We start from the raw sequence: 15,594 nt of genomic DNA, 5'->3' as shown, positions 1-15,594 counted from the left end.
GGCGCCATGATCAGGAAAGTCCTCATAGCCAATCGCGGCGAGATCGCCTGCCGCATCATCCGCACCTGCCGTCGGCTGGGTATCGTGACCGTCGCGGTCTATTCCGATGCGGACCGCGACGCTCTGCATGTATCGCTTGCAGACGAAGCTTTGCACATAGGGCCGTCCCCTGCGGCAGCGAGCTATCTGTGCGGCGATCGGATCATCGACGCGGCCCTGCGCACTGGCGCCGATGGCATCCATCCGGGTTATGGGTTCCTTTCGGAGAACCCCGCCTTTGCTGAAGCAGTCTCGGCCGCCGGCATCCGTTTCATCGGGCCGTCACCGGATGCCATTCGCGCGATGGGATTGAAGGACGCCGCCAAGGCGCTGATGGAAAAAGCGGGCGTGCCGGTCGTGCCGGGCTATCACGGCGCAGAGCAGGACGCGGATTTCCTTGCGGGCGAAGCGGCGCGGATCGGTTTTCCCGTGCTCATCAAGGCACGCGCCGGCGGTGGTGGCAAGGGGATGCGCCGCGTCGAGGACGCCGCCTCATTCAAGGAAGCGTTGGAGTCGGCCCAGCGTGAGGCGCTGGCGGCCTTCGGCGACGCCTCATGCCTCATTGAGAAATACGTTAGCCATCCGCGTCACATCGAAATTCAGGTGTTTGGCGATAACCACGGCAATGTCGTGCACCTATTCGAGCGCGACTGCTCCCTGCAGCGCCGTCACCAGAAGGTTATCGAGGAAGCGCCGGCACCCGGCATGCCGGAGGACATGCGTCTGGCGATGGGGCAAGCCGCGGTTCGGGCGGCGCAGGCGATCGGCTATTGCGGTGCCGGTACCATCGAATTCATCGCCGACGCTTCCGAACGCCTTCGGGCTGATCGCTTCTGGTTCATGGAGATGAATACCCGCCTGCAGGTGGAGCATCCGGTGACGGAAGCGATCACCGGCGTCGATCTCGTCGAATGGCAGCTCCGCATCGCGTCTGGGGAACCCCTGCCTCGTCGGCAGGAAGAGCTTTCCATCCATGGCTGGGCCTTTGAGGCGCGGCTTTATGCCGAGGACGCCGAACGGGGGTTCCTGCCGGCGACAGGCCGGCTTACCCATCTCGATCTGCCCGAGCATCTCGCCCGCGTCGACAGCGGCGTGCGCGCCGGAGACCGTATCTCGCCCTACTACGACCCGATGATCGCGAAGATCATGACCCGTGGAGCCGACAGGGTTACCGCGCTGTCGGCGCTGTCGACCGCTCTTGCGGAGGTCCGCGCCACGGGCGTCACGACCAATGCGACTTTCCTTCGCCGGCTAACAATACAGACGGATTTCGCCGAGGGAAGCCCGGATACGGGCTTTATCGATCGTCATCTTGCCGAGCTGACGATGATGCATCCGGCTCCGCACGATGTTGTCGCGCTGGCGGCTCTTTTACTGGCCGGTGCGCTCGACCAGAAAAAATCGAATGATCCCTGGGACGCGCTTTCCGGCTTTCGGCTGTGGTCGCAAGCCGCCGATTTCGTGTCGCTCGAGCATCGCGGCCATCGTCTGCCGGTTTCATTTGCCACCAGGCAGGTGGATGGATACGAGGTCGTGGTCGATGGCAAGGTCTCCACGCTTCGCGTTTCACACGCCGGCGCCGCCTATGTCGTCGAGGCCGATGGCCGAAGCCACACGGTCCACGCGGTCCGCGGCCCCCGGGATGTGACGATCTTCCGAGACGGCGAAAGCTGGCACTTCGTCCTGATGGATGTCCTCGCCGGCGAGGATGAGGCGGCCGCCGGCGGCGACCGTATTGTCGCGCCCATGCCGGGCCAGGTGAAGCTGATGCGCACGTCACCCGGTGCCACTGTCGTCAAGGGCGAGACACTGGCGGTCATGGAAGCGATGAAGATGGAATTGACGCTGTCAGCCCCCCGCGATGGCACGATAGCCGATGTGCTGGTATCGGAAGGGGAGCAGGTACTGGAAGGCGCCGTGCTGCTCATGCTGGAGCCGCTCCCGGAGACGGAACATGGCTGACTTCGTCCGCATCCACGAAGTCGGTCCGCGCGATGGTTTGCAGAACGAAAAGCGCATCATTCCCGTCGCGGACAAGATCCGGCTGGTGGACATGCTCTCCGCCTGCGGTTTTGAGAAGATCGAGGTGACGAGCTTTGTCCGTGCCGATTGGGTGCCGCAGATGGCCGATGGGGCCGAGGTCATGGCAGGCATCACCCGCAAGCCCGGTACGCTCTATACCGTGCTGACGCCGAACCTGCGCGGTTACGGAGCCGCATGTACCGCAAAGGTGGACGAGGTTGCCGTCTTCGCTTCCGCCTCCGAGGGCTTTAGCCAGCACAATATCAATTGCAGCATCGCCGAAAGCCTCGAGCGATTTGCCCCGCTGATCGAACAGGCCCGGGAGGATGGCATACCCGTCCGTGGTTACATTTCCTGCGTAGTAGATTGCCCCTACGATGGGGCGACGCCTCCCACCGGGGTGGCGGACGTGGCGGAGAAACTCCTGAACCTCGGTTGTTACGAGATTTCGCTTGGCGATACGATCGGTACCGGCACACCCGGCCGAATTGTGGCCATGCTGGATGTGGTTCTGGAACGTGTGCCTGCCGCGGCTCTTGCCGGTCATTTCCACGACACCAACGGCCGTGCCGTCGACAACATCACGGCGTCGCTGGAAAAGGGGCTGCGTGTCTTCGACGCGGCGGCCGGTGGACTGGGCGGTTGTCCCTATGCGCCGGGTGCGGAAGGCAATGTCGCAACCGGCAGAACTGTCGACCATCTCCATGCGCTCGGCTTCGAAACCCGCATCGACCCCAGCCGGTTGGCAGATGCGGAGGCCTTTGCCCGTAGTTTGAGAGGTGCGCGCTGATGAGTGGCTACGAAACCCTGACCATCGGACGGGATGCCCCCGGGCTCGCTGAGCTCACGCTGAACCGGCCGGAAAAACACAATGCCATGAACGCCCTGATGATTGCTGAGCTGGCCGATGCGGCGGCGAAGCTTGCATCCGACGACACGGTGCGGGTCGTTGTGCTGGCCGCTTCAGGCCCGACCTTCTGTGCCGGCGGCGATCTTCAGTGGATGCGCGATCAGGCGGGGAAGGATCGGAATGGCAAGGTCGAGGGCGCGACAGAGCTCGCGATGATGCTGAAGGCCCTCGACGACCTGCCGAAGCCGCTGGTCGGGAAAGTGCAGGGCAATGCCTTCGGCGGCGGCATCGGCCTGATGTCCGTCTGCGACATCGTCGTCGCCGCCCGGAGCGCAGAGTTCGCGCTCACCGAAACCCGGCTTGGCCTGATTCCGGCGACGATCGGCCCTTATGTCGTCCGGCGCATCGGTGAGGGCCATGCCCGCCACCTGTTTCTGAATGCCCGTCGTTTTGATGCGGAGACGGCGCGCGAAATCGGGCTCGTCTCGGTTTCCTGCTCAGCCGATGACCTCGATGCAGCGGTTCGGGAGGAAGTCAGGGCCTTCCTCGAATGTGCGCCCGGAGCGGTAGCAAGTGCCAAAAGCCTTGCGAAATCGCTGGCTCGCCAGGCGATCAAAGATCCGGTTGCCTATAGTATCGCGCTCCTTGCCGACCGTTGGGAAACTGCCGAAGGACGCGCCGGAATTGAAGCCTTCCTCAGTCGCCAGCCGATGCCTTGGGCGACAAAGAACGGGAAGCCTTAAAAAGAGAAACCCGGGCCGTCTGCAACGACCCGGGTGGTTTGCAATCCAGTGGCGTTCCTACTGCTTGGGAATGCCGGCTTTCTCGATCACCGCCGACCATTTGGCGATATCGGACTTCAGGCGATCGCCGATCTCCTGAGGTGTGCTGGAACGAGCTTCGACTCCCAGATCGGCAAAACGCTTCTGGATGGCCGGATCGGCCAGAACCTCGACAAGCGCGGCATTGAGCTTCTTCACCACTCCTTCAGGCGTTCCGGCTGGTGCAAAAACGCCGTTCCAGGACGTCACGTCAAAGCCGGCAACACCTTGTTCCTGAGCGGTCGCCACATCCGGCAGCAGCTTGGAGCGGGTCGGACCGGAGGAAGCGACGGCAGTGGCCTGTCCCTGTGTCAGTGCGGCCTTCAGCGCGGTCTGGCTGTCGACGATCACGTCCAGCTCGTCGCCGAGCAGGGCTACCAGGAGATCCGGCGTCGCCTTGTAGGGCACGATGGTGAAATCGATCCCGGAGGTCGATTTGAAAAGCTCGGCCGCGAGGTTCTGGCTGCTGCCGACATTGATGGTCCCAACGTTCAGGTCGCCCGGATTTGCCTTTGCCGCTTCCAGAACGTCCTTGAGCGTCTTGAACTTGCCGCCGGCCTTGGTCACGAAGACGAAGTCGAAATAGGCAAGGCTCGATACGGGCGTGAAATCCTTGACCGGGTCGAATTGCAGGTTCTTGAAGAGCGGCACGCTGATCGCGGTCCCGTTTGAAAGCAGGGCGAGCGTGTAGCCATCGGCCTCGGCATTGAGGGCTGCTCGCGCGGCGGTAGCGCCGCCTGCACCCGGCTGGTTGAGAATGACGATCTGCCGGCTGAGCTTCTTGCCCAGCGCATCCGCCACGACCCGCGAAGTGATGTCGGCAATGCCGCCCGGACCGAAGGGCAGAACGAGCGTAATGTCACGCGAGGGATAGTCCGCCTGCGCCTGAACGCCAGCGGGAGCTGCAGCCGCCAGTGCCATGGCAGGCACCAGCCATTTCATCACCCGAACGGTACGCCGGAGCATCCCCTCCGGCTTCCGCGCCATATCAAAATACATCTTCTCCTCCTCCTCTTTTTGAAAGGCCGCTCAGGCGGCGAAACCGTAAAGCCGCGCGGGGTTGTCAACGAGCAGCCGCTGCCGTTCCTCCGCGGTCGTCGTGAAGCGTGGAACGAGATCGACGAGGTCGACCTCGTCGACAGGCTCCTTGAGATTGGGATGCGGAAAGTCCGTGCCCCAGAGCGTCCGCTCGGGGCTCGCTTCCACGAGCGCCCGAGCGAACGGCACCGCCGCATCGAACGGGAAGCGCGAAATCCGCTCGGAACCGCTGACCTTGATCCAGCAGTTCTCCCGCCGGGCGAGATCCAGGAGTGCCTGGAATGCCGGCTGCCCGGTGCCGAGCGTTGTGTCGACGCGGCCCATGTGATCGATCACGAAGGGCACCGGCAGGCTACGGATCATGTCGGAAAGCGGCACGAGGTCAGCCGCATCGAGATGCAGGACGACATGCCAGCCGCGGCCCTTGATCCGGTCGATCACGCCGTTGAAGACGTCCATGTCCGGGGCTCCGCCGAGATGGCGGACGAAATTGAATCGCACGCCGCGCACACCGCCGTCGTCGAGCTGCTGATACGCCTTGTCGTCGAAGCTGCCGTCGACGATGGCCACGCCGCGATAGCGGTCGGGCCGCCAGGCGATCGCATCGAGCATGGCCCGGTTGTCGGTGCCATGGCAGCTCGCCTGCACGATCACGGCGCGGTCGACGCCGAGCCGGTCATGAAGTGCCGCCAGCGCCTCTTTCGGCGCATCAGCGGGTGTATAGCTGCGATCGGGCGCGTAGGGAAAAACATCTCCAGGACCGAATACATGGCAATGGGAATCGCAACCGCCGGCTGGGAGAGTGAAATCCGGCTTGCGCCGCGTCTCGCTCGCATGGGAGGCAGTGGTCATCAGCTATTACCTTTCATGATCAGTGGTGCAGACGCGGCCAGTTCGGTGGAGAGACTGCGGAAGCTCGCATAGCTCGCCTCGACGATCTGGTTGACGGCGGCTTCCCGGTCTTCCCCATCCACGGCCCCTTCGGAAAGACGCGTCACGCGCTCCGGATTGACGAGGGCATAATAGAGGGCGCCAAGCAGGAACTGGCTGCGCCAGATGAGCCCCTCCACGGATGCGCCCGGCACGCATTCGGCAAGTGCATCGATGAAGACGCGGCTTGTCTCGTCGAAGGCGTCGGCGATGATTTTGCGGGCGTCCGGATTGCCTTCGGCGGAAAGCACGGCGCGCATCCGGGTAAACTCGGCACCGCCGCCATCGCCATCGGTCGAAGAAATAAAGGCCGGTACGACATAGGCTCTGAGAACGGCCATCAGCCGCTCATCGAGATTGCTGATCCGGCGGGCCTCGCCGAGCAATTCGACGCGGCGGGCATTCATCGGCCTCGTGTGAAGTTCGTAGATCTCCCGAAGCAGGTTGGCCTTCGAGCCGAAATGATAGGTCAGGCTGCCGACATTGGCGCCGGCCGCCTTGGCGATATCGCGCAGGGAAACGGCATTGTAGCCGCTCTGCGAAAACAGCGTCACGGCATGTCGAAGAAGTGTCTCTTTCAGACTCTGGCGCATCTGGCTCTTTGTCGATTGACCTTGTAATTTGTACAGTTGTACAAATTGAGCCAGATGTCAACGCGCGCTCAAGCGGCCCGTCCCGGCAAGGCCATGAACCCGTCGAAGAAGGCTGTCAGTTCGGCATGGCTGTCGAGTGGAAGAACCTGGGCGACATACTGGTCGGGACGGACCACCACCAGACACCCTCGCTGCCGATTGATCCCGCGCATCTCGAAAATGTCCTGACCGTGCTTGAGGTCGGGACAAAACATCTTTTCGTAGTCGCAAAGCCCGTAGCGTCCCTTTCCGGGCAGAAGGAAGGCCGGCATCCTCTCCACCGCGAGATCGCGATGCCGCTGTTGAAAGATGGCGCGAACATCGATCACCGAGTCGACGTCCTGACCGGCAGCTGTGTATTTCCGAACGGGTGATGCGGGGGAATTGGACAGAAAGGTGCACAGGGCATGGATGCCGGAAGTGGGCTCGGCAGGGCCTTCAGCGCCCGCAAAGGCGAAGATGCGCCAGCGGCCGTCCGCCTTGGTCACGTGCCCGAGATCAACCGGCTTCGCGTCCGCCAGGCGGATCACCGGCGCGGAATGAAACCGCATGCCGATCGGAAACCCCTCCGCAAGATGTTGGTGGGTTGCGTCTCCGGTGAGTATCGAAGGCTGGTAACGGACCGCCGTGCCCGCGGTATAACGTCCGTGGCGGACGAAGTAGTCCTGAGTCTCGGCCGGGTCGACCTGTCTTCCTTCTGTGGAGGATGCGCTGAGCATTTTCGCCCATTCGCGGTCGAAATCGATCAGCTCCTTGGCGATCGCCTGGCGCTCGGCCGAATAACTGTGCAACAGATGCGGAACGCTCTGTCCGCGCAGGACCGCAGCGAGCTTCCAGCCCAGATTGAAGGCGTCCTGCATCGAAACGTTCATACCCTGGCCGGCCTTCGGGCTGTGGGTATGGCAGGCATCGCCGGCGATGAAGACGCGGGGGAGGCGTTCGGCGACCGCGTCGTCCGGCACGTCGTCGAACTTTTCGCAAAGCCGCTGACCGATCTCGTAGACCGACCACCAGGCGATCTCCTTTACCTCCAGCGTGTAGGGTTTCAGTATCCGTTGCGCCGCGGCGATGAGATAGTCGGAGGTGATACTGCGGTTTGAAACCCGTTCGCCGGCGTCCAGCTTGTCGAGCTCGACATAGATACGGACGAGATAGCCCCCTTCGCGGGGAATGAGCACGATGCTTCCTTCGCCAGGCGATTGGATCAGTGCCTTCAGGCGGATGTCAGGAAAATCGGTGATCGCGAGGACATCCATGACACCCCAGGCGTGGTTGGCGGAATCCCCGGCGAGGACCCGGCCGATCGACTTCCGCACGCGGCTGCGCGCGCCGTCGCATCCGACCACGTAGCGGGCCCTGATCGTTTCGATCTGCCCCTCGTGCGTTGTATCGAGCCGCTCGAATCTGGCGGTTACAGGATGAGAGGACGGGTCGGAAGAGGTCGCCGTGTTGACCGAAAGGTCGATCAGGCGCCGATCGTAATGCGGCTCGAGCTTGGCCGGCGATTTGCGCATCACTTCGAGGAAGAAGTCGTGCACCCGCGCCTGGTTGAGGATGACATGAGGGAATTCGGAAAGTCCGTCTTCGGTGTCCTGTATCCGGCCGCTTCGGACGATCCGGCCAGAGCCCTTCTCTCCAGCTTTCCAGAAGGATGTCTCGTTGACCCAATAGGCCTCCTTCAGGACCCGTTCGGCAAAGCCGAAGGCCTCGAACATCTCCATGGTGCGGCAGGCGATGCCGTCCGCCTGGCCGCGAAGCAGCGGGCCGTTTTTCTGGTCGACGATGCAGGTCCTGATATCCGGGAAGGCGGAAAGCTGGGCCGCGAGCGTCAGGCCCGCAGGCCCGCAGCCGACGATGAGCACGTCGACTTCCTCTGGCAGCGGGCCGGGGGCACCGGACGGCGCAATGCGTTCGTCAGGGTCGGAAATCTCCGGATCGCCGGGCTGGTAGCCGTTTAAATGAAATTGCATCAGCGCTTCTCCTCCGCCTGGGTTCTTACGGGCTCACCGAGCACGGCCGCGACTGTTAGGCCCGCCGTTGCGGTTGGTCTCGATGTCGACTGCCGGATCGCTCCGTGATCTAAGTCTATGCCACCCTGCCGCCATGAATTCGGCAGGATTGCAATTGATTAGCATACTGATCATCAGTATGCTGTCAACAACATGATTCCGCTGTGGAGAGGTCGGTGAAGGACAATAATGACATGCCGGGGCATCTCGCCCGCCGGTTTCAGCAGATCGCCGTGGCGGTTTTTCATGCTGAGGTGGAGGAAGCCGGCTACGATCTGACGCCGGTTCAATATGCTGCGCTTGCAGCGATCAGCACCAATCCCGGGATCGACCAGATCACGCTGGCCGGACTGATCGCCTACGATCGGACAACGATCACAGGGGTCGTGGACAGGTTGGCGCAAAAGGGATTGCTGGAACGCCGCGCCAGCAGCCGGGACCGGCGCGCCCGCGAGTTGCAGGTCACCGAAAAGGGGCGGCAGACACTTGAGGCTGTGAGCCCGGCGGTGGAAGCGGCGCAGGAACTGCTGGTCCGCGGTCTGACCGGCGATGAGCAGCAGGAATTGATGCGGCTCCTGCGCAAGGCGATCGCTGCCGGCAACGAACTGAGCCGCGCGCCGCTAAGGGATGTTTCGGCGGAGACTTCCAGGAACGGGTGAGAGACGCGCGTTGGGCTTGCCGTCACCTCAGGTACGGATGTGCCTCGTAAGTTGGTATCAGATGACAGTTCTCAACGTTGGCCGCCAAGCGCTAATCTCGGCGGCCAACTTTTTCGCCAATGGGCGTTCAATCCGAAAGAGGCATACCGTCATTAAAGGCCGGCCAATTGTTGTCACGGCCACCTCTGTTCCTGAGTGGATAAGGTAGATCGCGCACCTCGCCGGAGTTCATGATGCCGGAAGTCGTCATGGAGTCCGGCGCAAGAGCAGAATAGCCCTGTCCGGGAATGCTATCGTAATAATCTCCCTCCTCCGCAGTTGCTACGCCGAAGGTCAGCGAGGGGAACCCGATCGAAAGCGTCAGGATTAGCAGGCACAACTTGTTCATCTCGGTATCTCCTATCTGGACACCGACGTCACCTGGTCTGGACTAGCCGACGCCCGTGTCTTGACTCAGTCAACTTGGGCTGTGCGGTTGCGTCCGATTTCGCCGTCATGCTGACGACGAATCATCGATTCACGCGGCCGCCTTCATCTCTCTGGCCGCTGAACGGATTGCTATGGGTGCAAATGGGCCGGGTTCCCAACAGTAGAGCACTGTCCCGACACCGGTTGAGGATACGCTCATGATCCCGAGAAGCAACTCAGCCGTCCTCAATACAGCGGTCTAGTCCCGGCAATTCTCTCCGGGCAATTCTCGCCCGAAATCCTCCATTGGATTGACTCGCGTTCCTGCGAACTTGGGCGTTAACTGATCTGGCCTGAAGGAGGAGGCAAGCCATGGCCTTGTATCTCACGAGTTTCAGCTATACGCCCGAGGCACGCGCGCGGATGATCGAAAATCCGGAGGATCGGCGAGAGGCAGCACGGGCATCTATCGAATCCGTGGACGGAAAACTCCAGGGGTTCTGGTACGCTTTTGGCAAGCATGACGGCTGGTGCCTGTGGGAGGCACCCGACAACGTCTCGATGGCAGCCGTAGCGCTCGCCATCGGCGCCGGTGGTGCGTTGAGTTCTCTCGAGACTACCGTGCTTGTCAGCGTCGAAGACGCGATGGAAGCGATGCGAAGGGCGAAATCGGTTCGATATCGTCCACCCGCAGCGCGAGGTTGATCTGTCCCCGCTTCCACCCCTGTAAATGAACATACGGTGCGTATGCCAATTGACATACGCACCGTATGTCTTATATGCACTGACGTACGGCGCGTATGTGAATGGCGCCGGCCAAAGCACATTCAGGTCTCTCCGCCCGCCGATGAAATGCCATGGTGATCGTTGCGGCCTGGTGCTTCCTTCAACAGGAGTGCGAGTATGACTAAACGCGATGCAATCTTCCCCGCCGGCCGACAGGCTCTTTATGAGAACCACAAATATTCGGCGGCGATCCGCTCGGGGGATCTGCTGTTCGTTTCTGGCCAGGTTGGCAGCCGCGAGGACGGGTCACCGGAGCCGGATTTCAAGAAGCAGGTGGAGCTCGCCTTCCAAAACCTTGGTGCTGTTCTTAAGGCCGCCGGCTCCACATTCGACGACATCATCGACGTAACCACCTTCCACACAGATCCGCAAAACCAGTTCGAGGCGGTTCTTGCCGTGAAGGACGCTACCTTCGCTGAAAAACCCTATCCGAACTGGACCGCTGTCGGTGTCAACTGGCTCGCCGGATTTGACTTCGAGATCAAGGTGATAGCACGGATCCCGCCGGCCGCTTGATTGGATGCGGAAGATGGCGGGCGAGTGTCTCGCGCAGGTGGCACGGTGGGTTCTCTCCAAACCACCGTCCTCCTCGGCGTCGAGGCGGCGACGGAAGCCATGCGAAAGGCGAAGTCGCTGGGCATCGTCCGCCGGCCGCATGGGCTGGATTGAAGCGATGAAGATGAAGGGGATGTATGAGCGGCATCAGCCCCATCTCCCCTTCGACTTCCCACAACGAGACCGAACTTACTGTATTGCCGTTGCGTGCGACCAAACGATCATCCAGCGTCCATCATGATACTCATAGGTATCTGTATGCCAGTAGTCGCTCAGTGGAACCCGATGTCCGTTGAAGATGACTTCGAGTGCCGCACGGTAGCGGATAAGTGCCACGTCCTGGTGGAGCCGAACCGTGATCTCCTGAGGCTGCCATGAAAGATATTTGATCGCTCCCTGCGAAATGGCACCCAAATACTGGTCCCGCGACAAAGGCATGCCGATTGGAGTTATCAGTTGAAAATCAGGGGAGTGCAGAGGCAACGCAGTCTCCATATCGCCTTCCACCAAGGCTTGCAGCCGCCTATGCTCTATAGCTCGTAGGCGGTCCATTTCTGCCAATTCGGATGGCGTGCAAGTCGCGTCCATTCTGATTCCTTCTCTCAGTAAGGTTAGCTACATTGTCTTCTGGCAAGGAGTTGGGGAATAAGGCCCGCAGCGGCTGCGGTGATGCTTTCCATCCATAGCAAGGATACTTCGGCGGACTCCCAAATTGTGCCAGTTCGTTCTTGGGCGCAAAAACTTCAAAGTCCGTGAAGATAGGGAAAAATCGTCCCAATCGTATTCATTATAACGCCAATAGGATTCGCCTTCTTCGTGTTCCGAAGGACGGCCTTTCAGGGCTGCAATAAGCGCGTCCTGCAAGATTTCGACCTCCCCGAATAACCGTAAGGACTTCCTGTATTGCCGTTTGCCCCGCGAATCCTAAGTGCTCTGAAAACCGGTGTGTCAGAACCGGTAAAGCGCCAAGGGAGGCAAATCATGCAACGCGGACCATTGAAGGCACTTCTCGCGGTTCTGGCCGTTGCCGGCTACCAGAACAGGGACAAGATTGCCGACATTTTGAAAAACATCACCGAAGGGCGGCAGGCGGTGCCCCCGGGTGGAACTGAAGGAACGGCTGCTTCGCAGCCCTCGGGAGGACTGAACGACGTTCTCGGTAAGCTCAGCAGCGGCGGCCTCGGCAGCATTCTCGCTGGAGGCGGGGTCGGTTCGCTCCTCAACGGGGGACTGAACGACCTGCTCGATCAATTCCGGGAGACCGGCCACGACCAAAAGGCCGATAGCTGGGTGAGGACGGGAGCCAACGATCCGATCAACGACACGGAGCTTCAGGAGGCCCTTGGGCCGGACGTCGTGCGCGACGTGGCGGCAAAGACGGGCCTTTCCGAAGAGGAAGTACTGAGGAGGCTATCCAGGGAACTTCCCGATGCCGTCGATGGTCTCACGCCCGACGGCAAGGTGCCGCCCGCGCAAGGTACCGTGTAACATCAAGTCCGAGGGTGACCCGCGGCCTCAATCGTCCTTCATCTTCAACGCGGCAATAAACGCTTCCTGTGGGATGTCGACCTTGCCGAACTGGCGCATGCGCTTTTTGCCTTCCTTCTGCTTGTCCAGAAGTTTGCGCTTGCGGCTGGCGTCGCCACCGTAGCATTTCGCGGTCACGTCCTTGCGCATGGCGGAGATCGTTTCGCGCGCGATCACGTTGCCACCGATGGCGGCCTGGATCGGGATCTTGAACATGTGTCGCGGGATCAGGTCTTTCAGCTTCTCGCACATGTCCCGGCCACGCTTTTCGGCCGCCGAGCGGTGGACCAGCATGGAGAGCGCGTCGACCGGCTCGCCGTTCACCATGATCGACATCTTCACGAGATTGCCCTCGCGATAACCGTGCAGATGGTAATCGAAGGAAGCATAGCCCTTCGAAATCGACTTAAGGCGATCGTAGAAATCGAACACCACTTCGTTGAGCGGCAGCTCGTAGGTGAGCATGGCACGCTTGCCGACATAGGTGAGTTCGGTCTGAATGCCGCGCCGGTCCTGGCAGAGTTTCAGAATGCCGCCGAGATAATCGTCCGGCGTCAGGATCGTTGCCTTGATCCACGGTTCCTGGATTTCGGCGATCTTCACCACGTCCGGCATGTCCGCCGGATTGTGGAGTTCGCGTTCGGAACCGTCGGTCATCGTCAGTTTGTAGACAACCGAGGGAGCCGTGGCGATGAGATCGAGGTCAAACTCGCGCTCCAGGCGCTCCTGGATGATTTCGAGATGCAGCAGGCCGAGGAAACCGCAACGGAAGCCGAAGCCGAGGGCGGCGGAGCTTTCCATTTCGAAGGAGAAGGAGGCGTCGTTGAGGCGCAGCTTGCCCATGGCAGCGCGCAGGTCCTCGAAATCGGCGGCATCGACTGGGAAGAGGCCGCAGAATACGACGGGCTGGGCCGGTTTGAAGCCCGGCAGCGCGTGAGCCGTCGGCTTCTTGTCCTCGGTAATCGTATCGCCGACGCGGGTATCCGCTACTTCCTTGATCGAGCCGGTGAAGAAACCGATCTCGCCCGGGCCGAGGCTGTCGACGGCGAGCATCTTCGGTGTGAGCACGCCGACGCGCTCGACCTGGTATTTGGCGTCGGTGCCCATCATCCGGATGGTCTGGCCCTTGGTGAGGACGCCGTCAAGAATACGCACCAGAACCATGACGCCGAGATAGGTGTCATACCAGCTGTCGACCAGCAGCGCCTTCAAGGGCGCCTTTTCGCCGCCTTCGCTTTTCGGCGCCGGCAGCTGATGAACGATGGCCTCCAGCACGTCGGGAATGCCGAGGCCTGTTTTGGCCGAGATCAACACCGCCTGCGACGCGTCGATGCCGATCACTTCCTCGATCTGCTCACGGATGCGATCGGGTTCGGCCGCCGGCAGGTCGATCTTGTTGAGGACGGTGACGATCTCGTGATTGTTGTCGATCGCCTGATAGACGTTGGCAAGCGTCTGGGCTTCCACCCCCTGGGAGGCATCGACGACCAGCAGCGAGCCTTCGCAGGCCGACAGCGAACGGGAGACTTCGTAGGCGAAGTCCACGTGGCCGGGCGTGTCTATGAGGTTGAGAATGTAGGTCTCGCCGTTATTCGCCTTGTAGTGCAGGCGCACCGTCTGGGCCTTGATGGTGATGCCGCGCTCGCGCTCGATATCCATCGAGTCCAGCACCTGTTCCGACATGTCGCGCTCTGCAAGACCGCCGGTCGTCTGGATCAGCCGGTCGGCGAGCGTCGACTTTCCGTGGTCGATATGCGCCACGATCGAGAAGTTGCGGATATGGTCAAGCGGAGTGCGGGTGGAATTGGTGCTCATGGCTCGCGCATATAGCAGCGCGAATCCCTGTCGCAAAGCGGAAAGATAACCATTCGTTGAGGATAAGGGCCGGTTCCTCGGCCTATTTCAGGGCTTGCCGGTCTCCGGATCGGTGAGGACCGAAGCGTTCGGAACCTGGGCGCTGCGGATACCGATATTCTCGCGCTCGTCCGCCGGCACCGGTTGGCGCTCCTTGAGGCGCCAGATCACGTAGGCTGCATAAGAGACCGCCACCAGGATGATCGCGTAGACGAAGGTGTGTTGACCGAAGATGGGCGTCAAAAGCGTGACGCCGAGCGGAACGATCGTCGCGGCCGTCGACCAGGCGACGAGCAGCGTCGAGGAGAGTGGCACGAAATCGCCGGGGTCGGCGCGGTCGTTGGCATGCGCATTGGCGACCGAATAGACGGTCTCGATCGCGCCGCCGAAGATGAGAAAGACGATCATCAGGAGAACGATCGTTGAGAAGGAAACGAAGAGCGCCGCGATGCCAGCCGCGACGATCAGGCCACAGGTGACGACCAGAACGGCGCGGCGATCGATGCGGTCCGACAGCGCGCCGAGTGGATATTGGATGAACAGGAGGCCGGTCTGCATGATGAACATCAGGAACGCGACGTCCTTCTGCGAGACCTGATTGGTGGCGGCATAGATCGGGGTGAAGCCCTGCACGACCATGGAGAGCCCGCCCGACGCCAAAACGCCGACAAGACCGACCGGCGAGATGCGCCAGGCCATGGCGATGTTGACGCTGACACTCGCCGGCGGCGGTGGGTTCGGCAGGCGAGTCAGCCCGATCGGAAGGATGGAAAGCGCGGTGAAGAAGACGACCGCGAGCGGCGCGAGATTGCCGTCGGTCGGGATCTGCCCGAAGATCCAGGCGCCGCAGCCGAGGCCGAGAACGTAGGCCATGTAGAAGAAGGACATCGCCCTGCCGCGCCATTCGTTCGATGCCGCGTGGTTCAGCCAGCTCTGGGCGATGATGAAGTTGACGTTGGCAGCCGCGCCATAGAGGCCGCGCGCCAGAATCCAGTATGCGGGCGGCAGGTCGGCGGCGATCAGCACGGCGGCGATGATTACCATCGCCATCGAGCAGGCGAAGAGCCGCGCATGCCCGACGCGCTTGATCAGCGGGCCGCCGACCATGCAGCCCACAAGTCCGCCGAAAGCGACGGCGGTGACGGCCGCACCCGCCGCCCACGGCGCGACAGAATGGGTCAGCATGAAGGGCACATAGGCGAACATTACGCCGCTGCCGATCGCCGCTGTCGTCATGGAGATGACGATGCTGGCGATCGAAAAGGGCGAAGATGCCTCCGATGTCTGGCCGTTCATCTCGTCTCTCCGGCAATAGGCGGGGATTGCTACCGGCCGGTGCATATCCTCATGCTGCTCCCTTAGCCGATCGATGGCCTCGGTAGCTATCGCGGAAACGGCATTGCCCTGCAAATTTCATGCGCGTGACATCGAGGCACTTGATTCCATCATAAGAGAATGCAATTC

The 15,594-nt window shown here is 61.5% G+C and carries 15 protein-coding genes; 7 read left to right on the top strand and 8 right to left on the bottom strand.

From position 1 onward, the window contains the following. Positions 1-6 precede the first annotated feature (6 nt). The 3 genes from C5L13_RS13070 to C5L13_RS13060 are packed head-to-tail and all read left to right on the top strand — an operon-like array spanning position 7 to position 3,654. Complete coding sequence (locus tag C5L13_RS13070) at positions 7-2,001, top strand: acetyl-CoA carboxylase biotin carboxylase subunit (protein WP_105383724.1); 1,995 nt, start codon at positions 7-9, stop codon at positions 1,999-2,001. Then, complete coding sequence (locus tag C5L13_RS13065; protein ID WP_105383723.1) at positions 1,994-2,851, top strand: hydroxymethylglutaryl-CoA lyase; 858 nt, start codon at positions 1,994-1,996, stop codon at positions 2,849-2,851. The genes C5L13_RS13070 and C5L13_RS13065 overlap by 8 nt, the downstream gene beginning before the upstream one ends. Next, positions 2,851-3,654, top strand: a complete 804-nt coding sequence (locus C5L13_RS13060) for a crotonase/enoyl-CoA hydratase family protein (protein WP_105383722.1) — start codon at positions 2,851-2,853, stop codon at positions 3,652-3,654. The genes C5L13_RS13065 and C5L13_RS13060 overlap by 1 nt, the downstream gene beginning before the upstream one ends. Before the next feature lie 57 nt (positions 3,655-3,711). On the opposite strand, the gene C5L13_RS13055 is transcribed toward C5L13_RS13060, so the two are convergent. From C5L13_RS13055 to C5L13_RS13040, 4 genes are all read right to left on the bottom strand, one after another. Beyond that, on the bottom strand, positions 3,712-4,731 hold the full coding sequence (locus tag C5L13_RS13055; RefSeq protein ID WP_245571250.1) for a Bug family tripartite tricarboxylate transporter substrate binding protein: 1,020 nt from the start codon (positions 4,729-4,731) through the stop codon (positions 3,712-3,714). 30 nt (positions 4,732-4,761) lie between these two features. Beyond that, positions 4,762-5,622: an amidohydrolase family protein gene (locus tag C5L13_RS13050; protein ID WP_105383721.1), complete on the bottom strand. Its 861-nt coding sequence runs from the start codon at positions 5,620-5,622 to the stop codon at positions 4,762-4,764. Then, the gene (locus C5L13_RS13045) at positions 5,622-6,293 is read right to left on the bottom strand and encodes a TetR/AcrR family transcriptional regulator (protein WP_105383720.1); all 672 of its coding nucleotides are present in this window, start codon (positions 6,291-6,293) and stop codon (positions 5,622-5,624) included. Before C5L13_RS13045 ends, C5L13_RS13050 begins: the two co-directional genes overlap by 1 nt. A gap of 68 nt (positions 6,294-6,361) precedes the next feature. Next, positions 6,362-8,302 carry an FAD-binding monooxygenase gene (locus C5L13_RS13040; protein WP_105383719.1) on the bottom strand — a complete coding sequence of 647 codons (1,941 nt, stop codon included), beginning with the start codon at positions 8,300-8,302 and terminating at the stop codon, positions 6,362-6,364. A 215-nt stretch (positions 8,303-8,517) separates the two neighbouring features. Between C5L13_RS13040 and C5L13_RS13035 the strand changes: the two genes are divergently transcribed. After that, complete coding sequence (locus tag C5L13_RS13035; RefSeq protein ID WP_105383718.1) at positions 8,518-9,000, top strand: MarR family winged helix-turn-helix transcriptional regulator; 483 nt, start codon at positions 8,518-8,520, stop codon at positions 8,998-9,000. 127 nt (positions 9,001-9,127) lie between these two features. On the opposite strand, the gene C5L13_RS13030 is transcribed toward C5L13_RS13035, so the two are convergent. Next, positions 9,128-9,388, bottom strand: a complete 261-nt coding sequence (locus tag C5L13_RS13030) for a hypothetical protein (protein WP_105383717.1) — start codon at positions 9,386-9,388, stop codon at positions 9,128-9,130. Positions 9,389-9,780: 392 nt separating this feature from the next. On the opposite strand from C5L13_RS13030, the gene C5L13_RS13025 reads away from it, so the two are divergent. Both C5L13_RS13025 and C5L13_RS13020 read left to right on the top strand, forming a co-directional pair. Next, the gene (locus C5L13_RS13025; RefSeq protein WP_105383716.1) at positions 9,781-10,113 is read left to right on the top strand and encodes a GYD domain-containing protein; all 333 of its coding nucleotides are present in this window, start codon (positions 9,781-9,783) and stop codon (positions 10,111-10,113) included. Between the two features lie 198 nt (positions 10,114-10,311). Next, complete coding sequence (locus C5L13_RS13020; RefSeq protein ID WP_105383715.1) at positions 10,312-10,710, top strand: RidA family protein; 399 nt, start codon at positions 10,312-10,314, stop codon at positions 10,708-10,710. Between the two features lie 228 nt (positions 10,711-10,938). Here the strand turns inward: C5L13_RS13020 and C5L13_RS13015 are convergent, their stop codons facing one another. Further along, positions 10,939-11,337: a nuclear transport factor 2 family protein gene (locus C5L13_RS13015; RefSeq protein ID WP_105383714.1), complete on the bottom strand. Its 399-nt coding sequence runs from the start codon at positions 11,335-11,337 to the stop codon at positions 10,939-10,941. Positions 11,338-11,730: 393 nt separating this feature from the next. On the opposite strand from C5L13_RS13015, the gene C5L13_RS13010 reads away from it, so the two are divergent. Further along, positions 11,731-12,237, top strand: coding sequence for a YidB family protein (locus C5L13_RS13010; protein ID WP_105383713.1), 507 nt, complete (start codon positions 11,731-11,733; stop codon positions 12,235-12,237). Between the two features lie 27 nt (positions 12,238-12,264). Here C5L13_RS13010 and lepA read toward each other — a convergent pair whose 3' ends face one another. Next, positions 12,265-14,091, bottom strand: a complete 1,827-nt coding sequence (gene lepA / locus C5L13_RS13005) for a translation elongation factor 4 (protein WP_105383712.1) — start codon at positions 14,089-14,091, stop codon at positions 12,265-12,267. An 87-nt stretch (positions 14,092-14,178) separates the two neighbouring features. Further along, complete coding sequence (locus C5L13_RS13000) at positions 14,179-15,426, bottom strand: MFS transporter (protein WP_105383711.1); 1,248 nt, start codon at positions 15,424-15,426, stop codon at positions 14,179-14,181. Positions 15,427-15,594 lie beyond the last annotated feature (168 nt).

It is taken from the genome of Neorhizobium alkalisoli (assembly GCF_002968635.1).
Classification (GTDB): domain Bacteria; phylum Pseudomonadota; class Alphaproteobacteria; order Rhizobiales; family Rhizobiaceae; genus Neorhizobium; species Neorhizobium alkalisoli.
This window is presented reverse-complemented; position numbering and strand designations above follow the sequence as displayed.

Coding starts and splice junctions, on each gene's coding strand:
- C5L13_RS13015 (WP_105383714.1), bottom strand. CDS start 11,337: ATGGACGCGACTTGCACGCCATCCGAATTGGCAGAAATGGACCGCCTA.
- C5L13_RS13000 (WP_105383711.1), bottom strand. CDS start 15,426: ATGAACGGCCAGACATCGGAGGCATCTTCGCCCTTTTCGATCGCCAGC.
- C5L13_RS13070 (WP_105383724.1), top strand. CDS start 7: ATGATCAGGAAAGTCCTCATAGCCAATCGCGGCGAGATCGCCTGCCGC.
- C5L13_RS13020 (WP_105383715.1), top strand. CDS start 10,312: ATGACTAAACGCGATGCAATCTTCCCCGCCGGCCGACAGGCTCTTTAT.
- C5L13_RS13055 (WP_245571250.1), bottom strand. CDS start 4,731: ATGTATTTTGATATGGCGCGGAAGCCGGAGGGGATGCTCCGGCGTACC.
- C5L13_RS13060 (WP_105383722.1), top strand. CDS start 2,851: ATGAGTGGCTACGAAACCCTGACCATCGGACGGGATGCCCCCGGGCTC.
- lepA (WP_105383712.1), bottom strand. CDS start 14,091: ATGAGCACCAATTCCACCCGCACTCCGCTTGACCATATCCGCAACTTC.
- C5L13_RS13025 (WP_105383716.1), top strand. CDS start 9,781: ATGGCCTTGTATCTCACGAGTTTCAGCTATACGCCCGAGGCACGCGCG.
- C5L13_RS13065 (WP_105383723.1), top strand. CDS start 1,994: ATGGCTGACTTCGTCCGCATCCACGAAGTCGGTCCGCGCGATGGTTTG.
- C5L13_RS13050 (WP_105383721.1), bottom strand. CDS start 5,622: ATGACCACTGCCTCCCATGCGAGCGAGACGCGGCGCAAGCCGGATTTC.
- C5L13_RS13030 (WP_105383717.1), bottom strand. CDS start 9,388: ATGAACAAGTTGTGCCTGCTAATCCTGACGCTTTCGATCGGGTTCCCC.
- C5L13_RS13040 (WP_105383719.1), bottom strand. CDS start 8,302: ATGCAATTTCATTTAAACGGCTACCAGCCCGGCGATCCGGAGATTTCC.
- C5L13_RS13045 (WP_105383720.1), bottom strand. CDS start 6,293: ATGCGCCAGAGTCTGAAAGAGACACTTCTTCGACATGCCGTGACGCTG.
- C5L13_RS13010 (WP_105383713.1), top strand. CDS start 11,731: ATGCAACGCGGACCATTGAAGGCACTTCTCGCGGTTCTGGCCGTTGCC.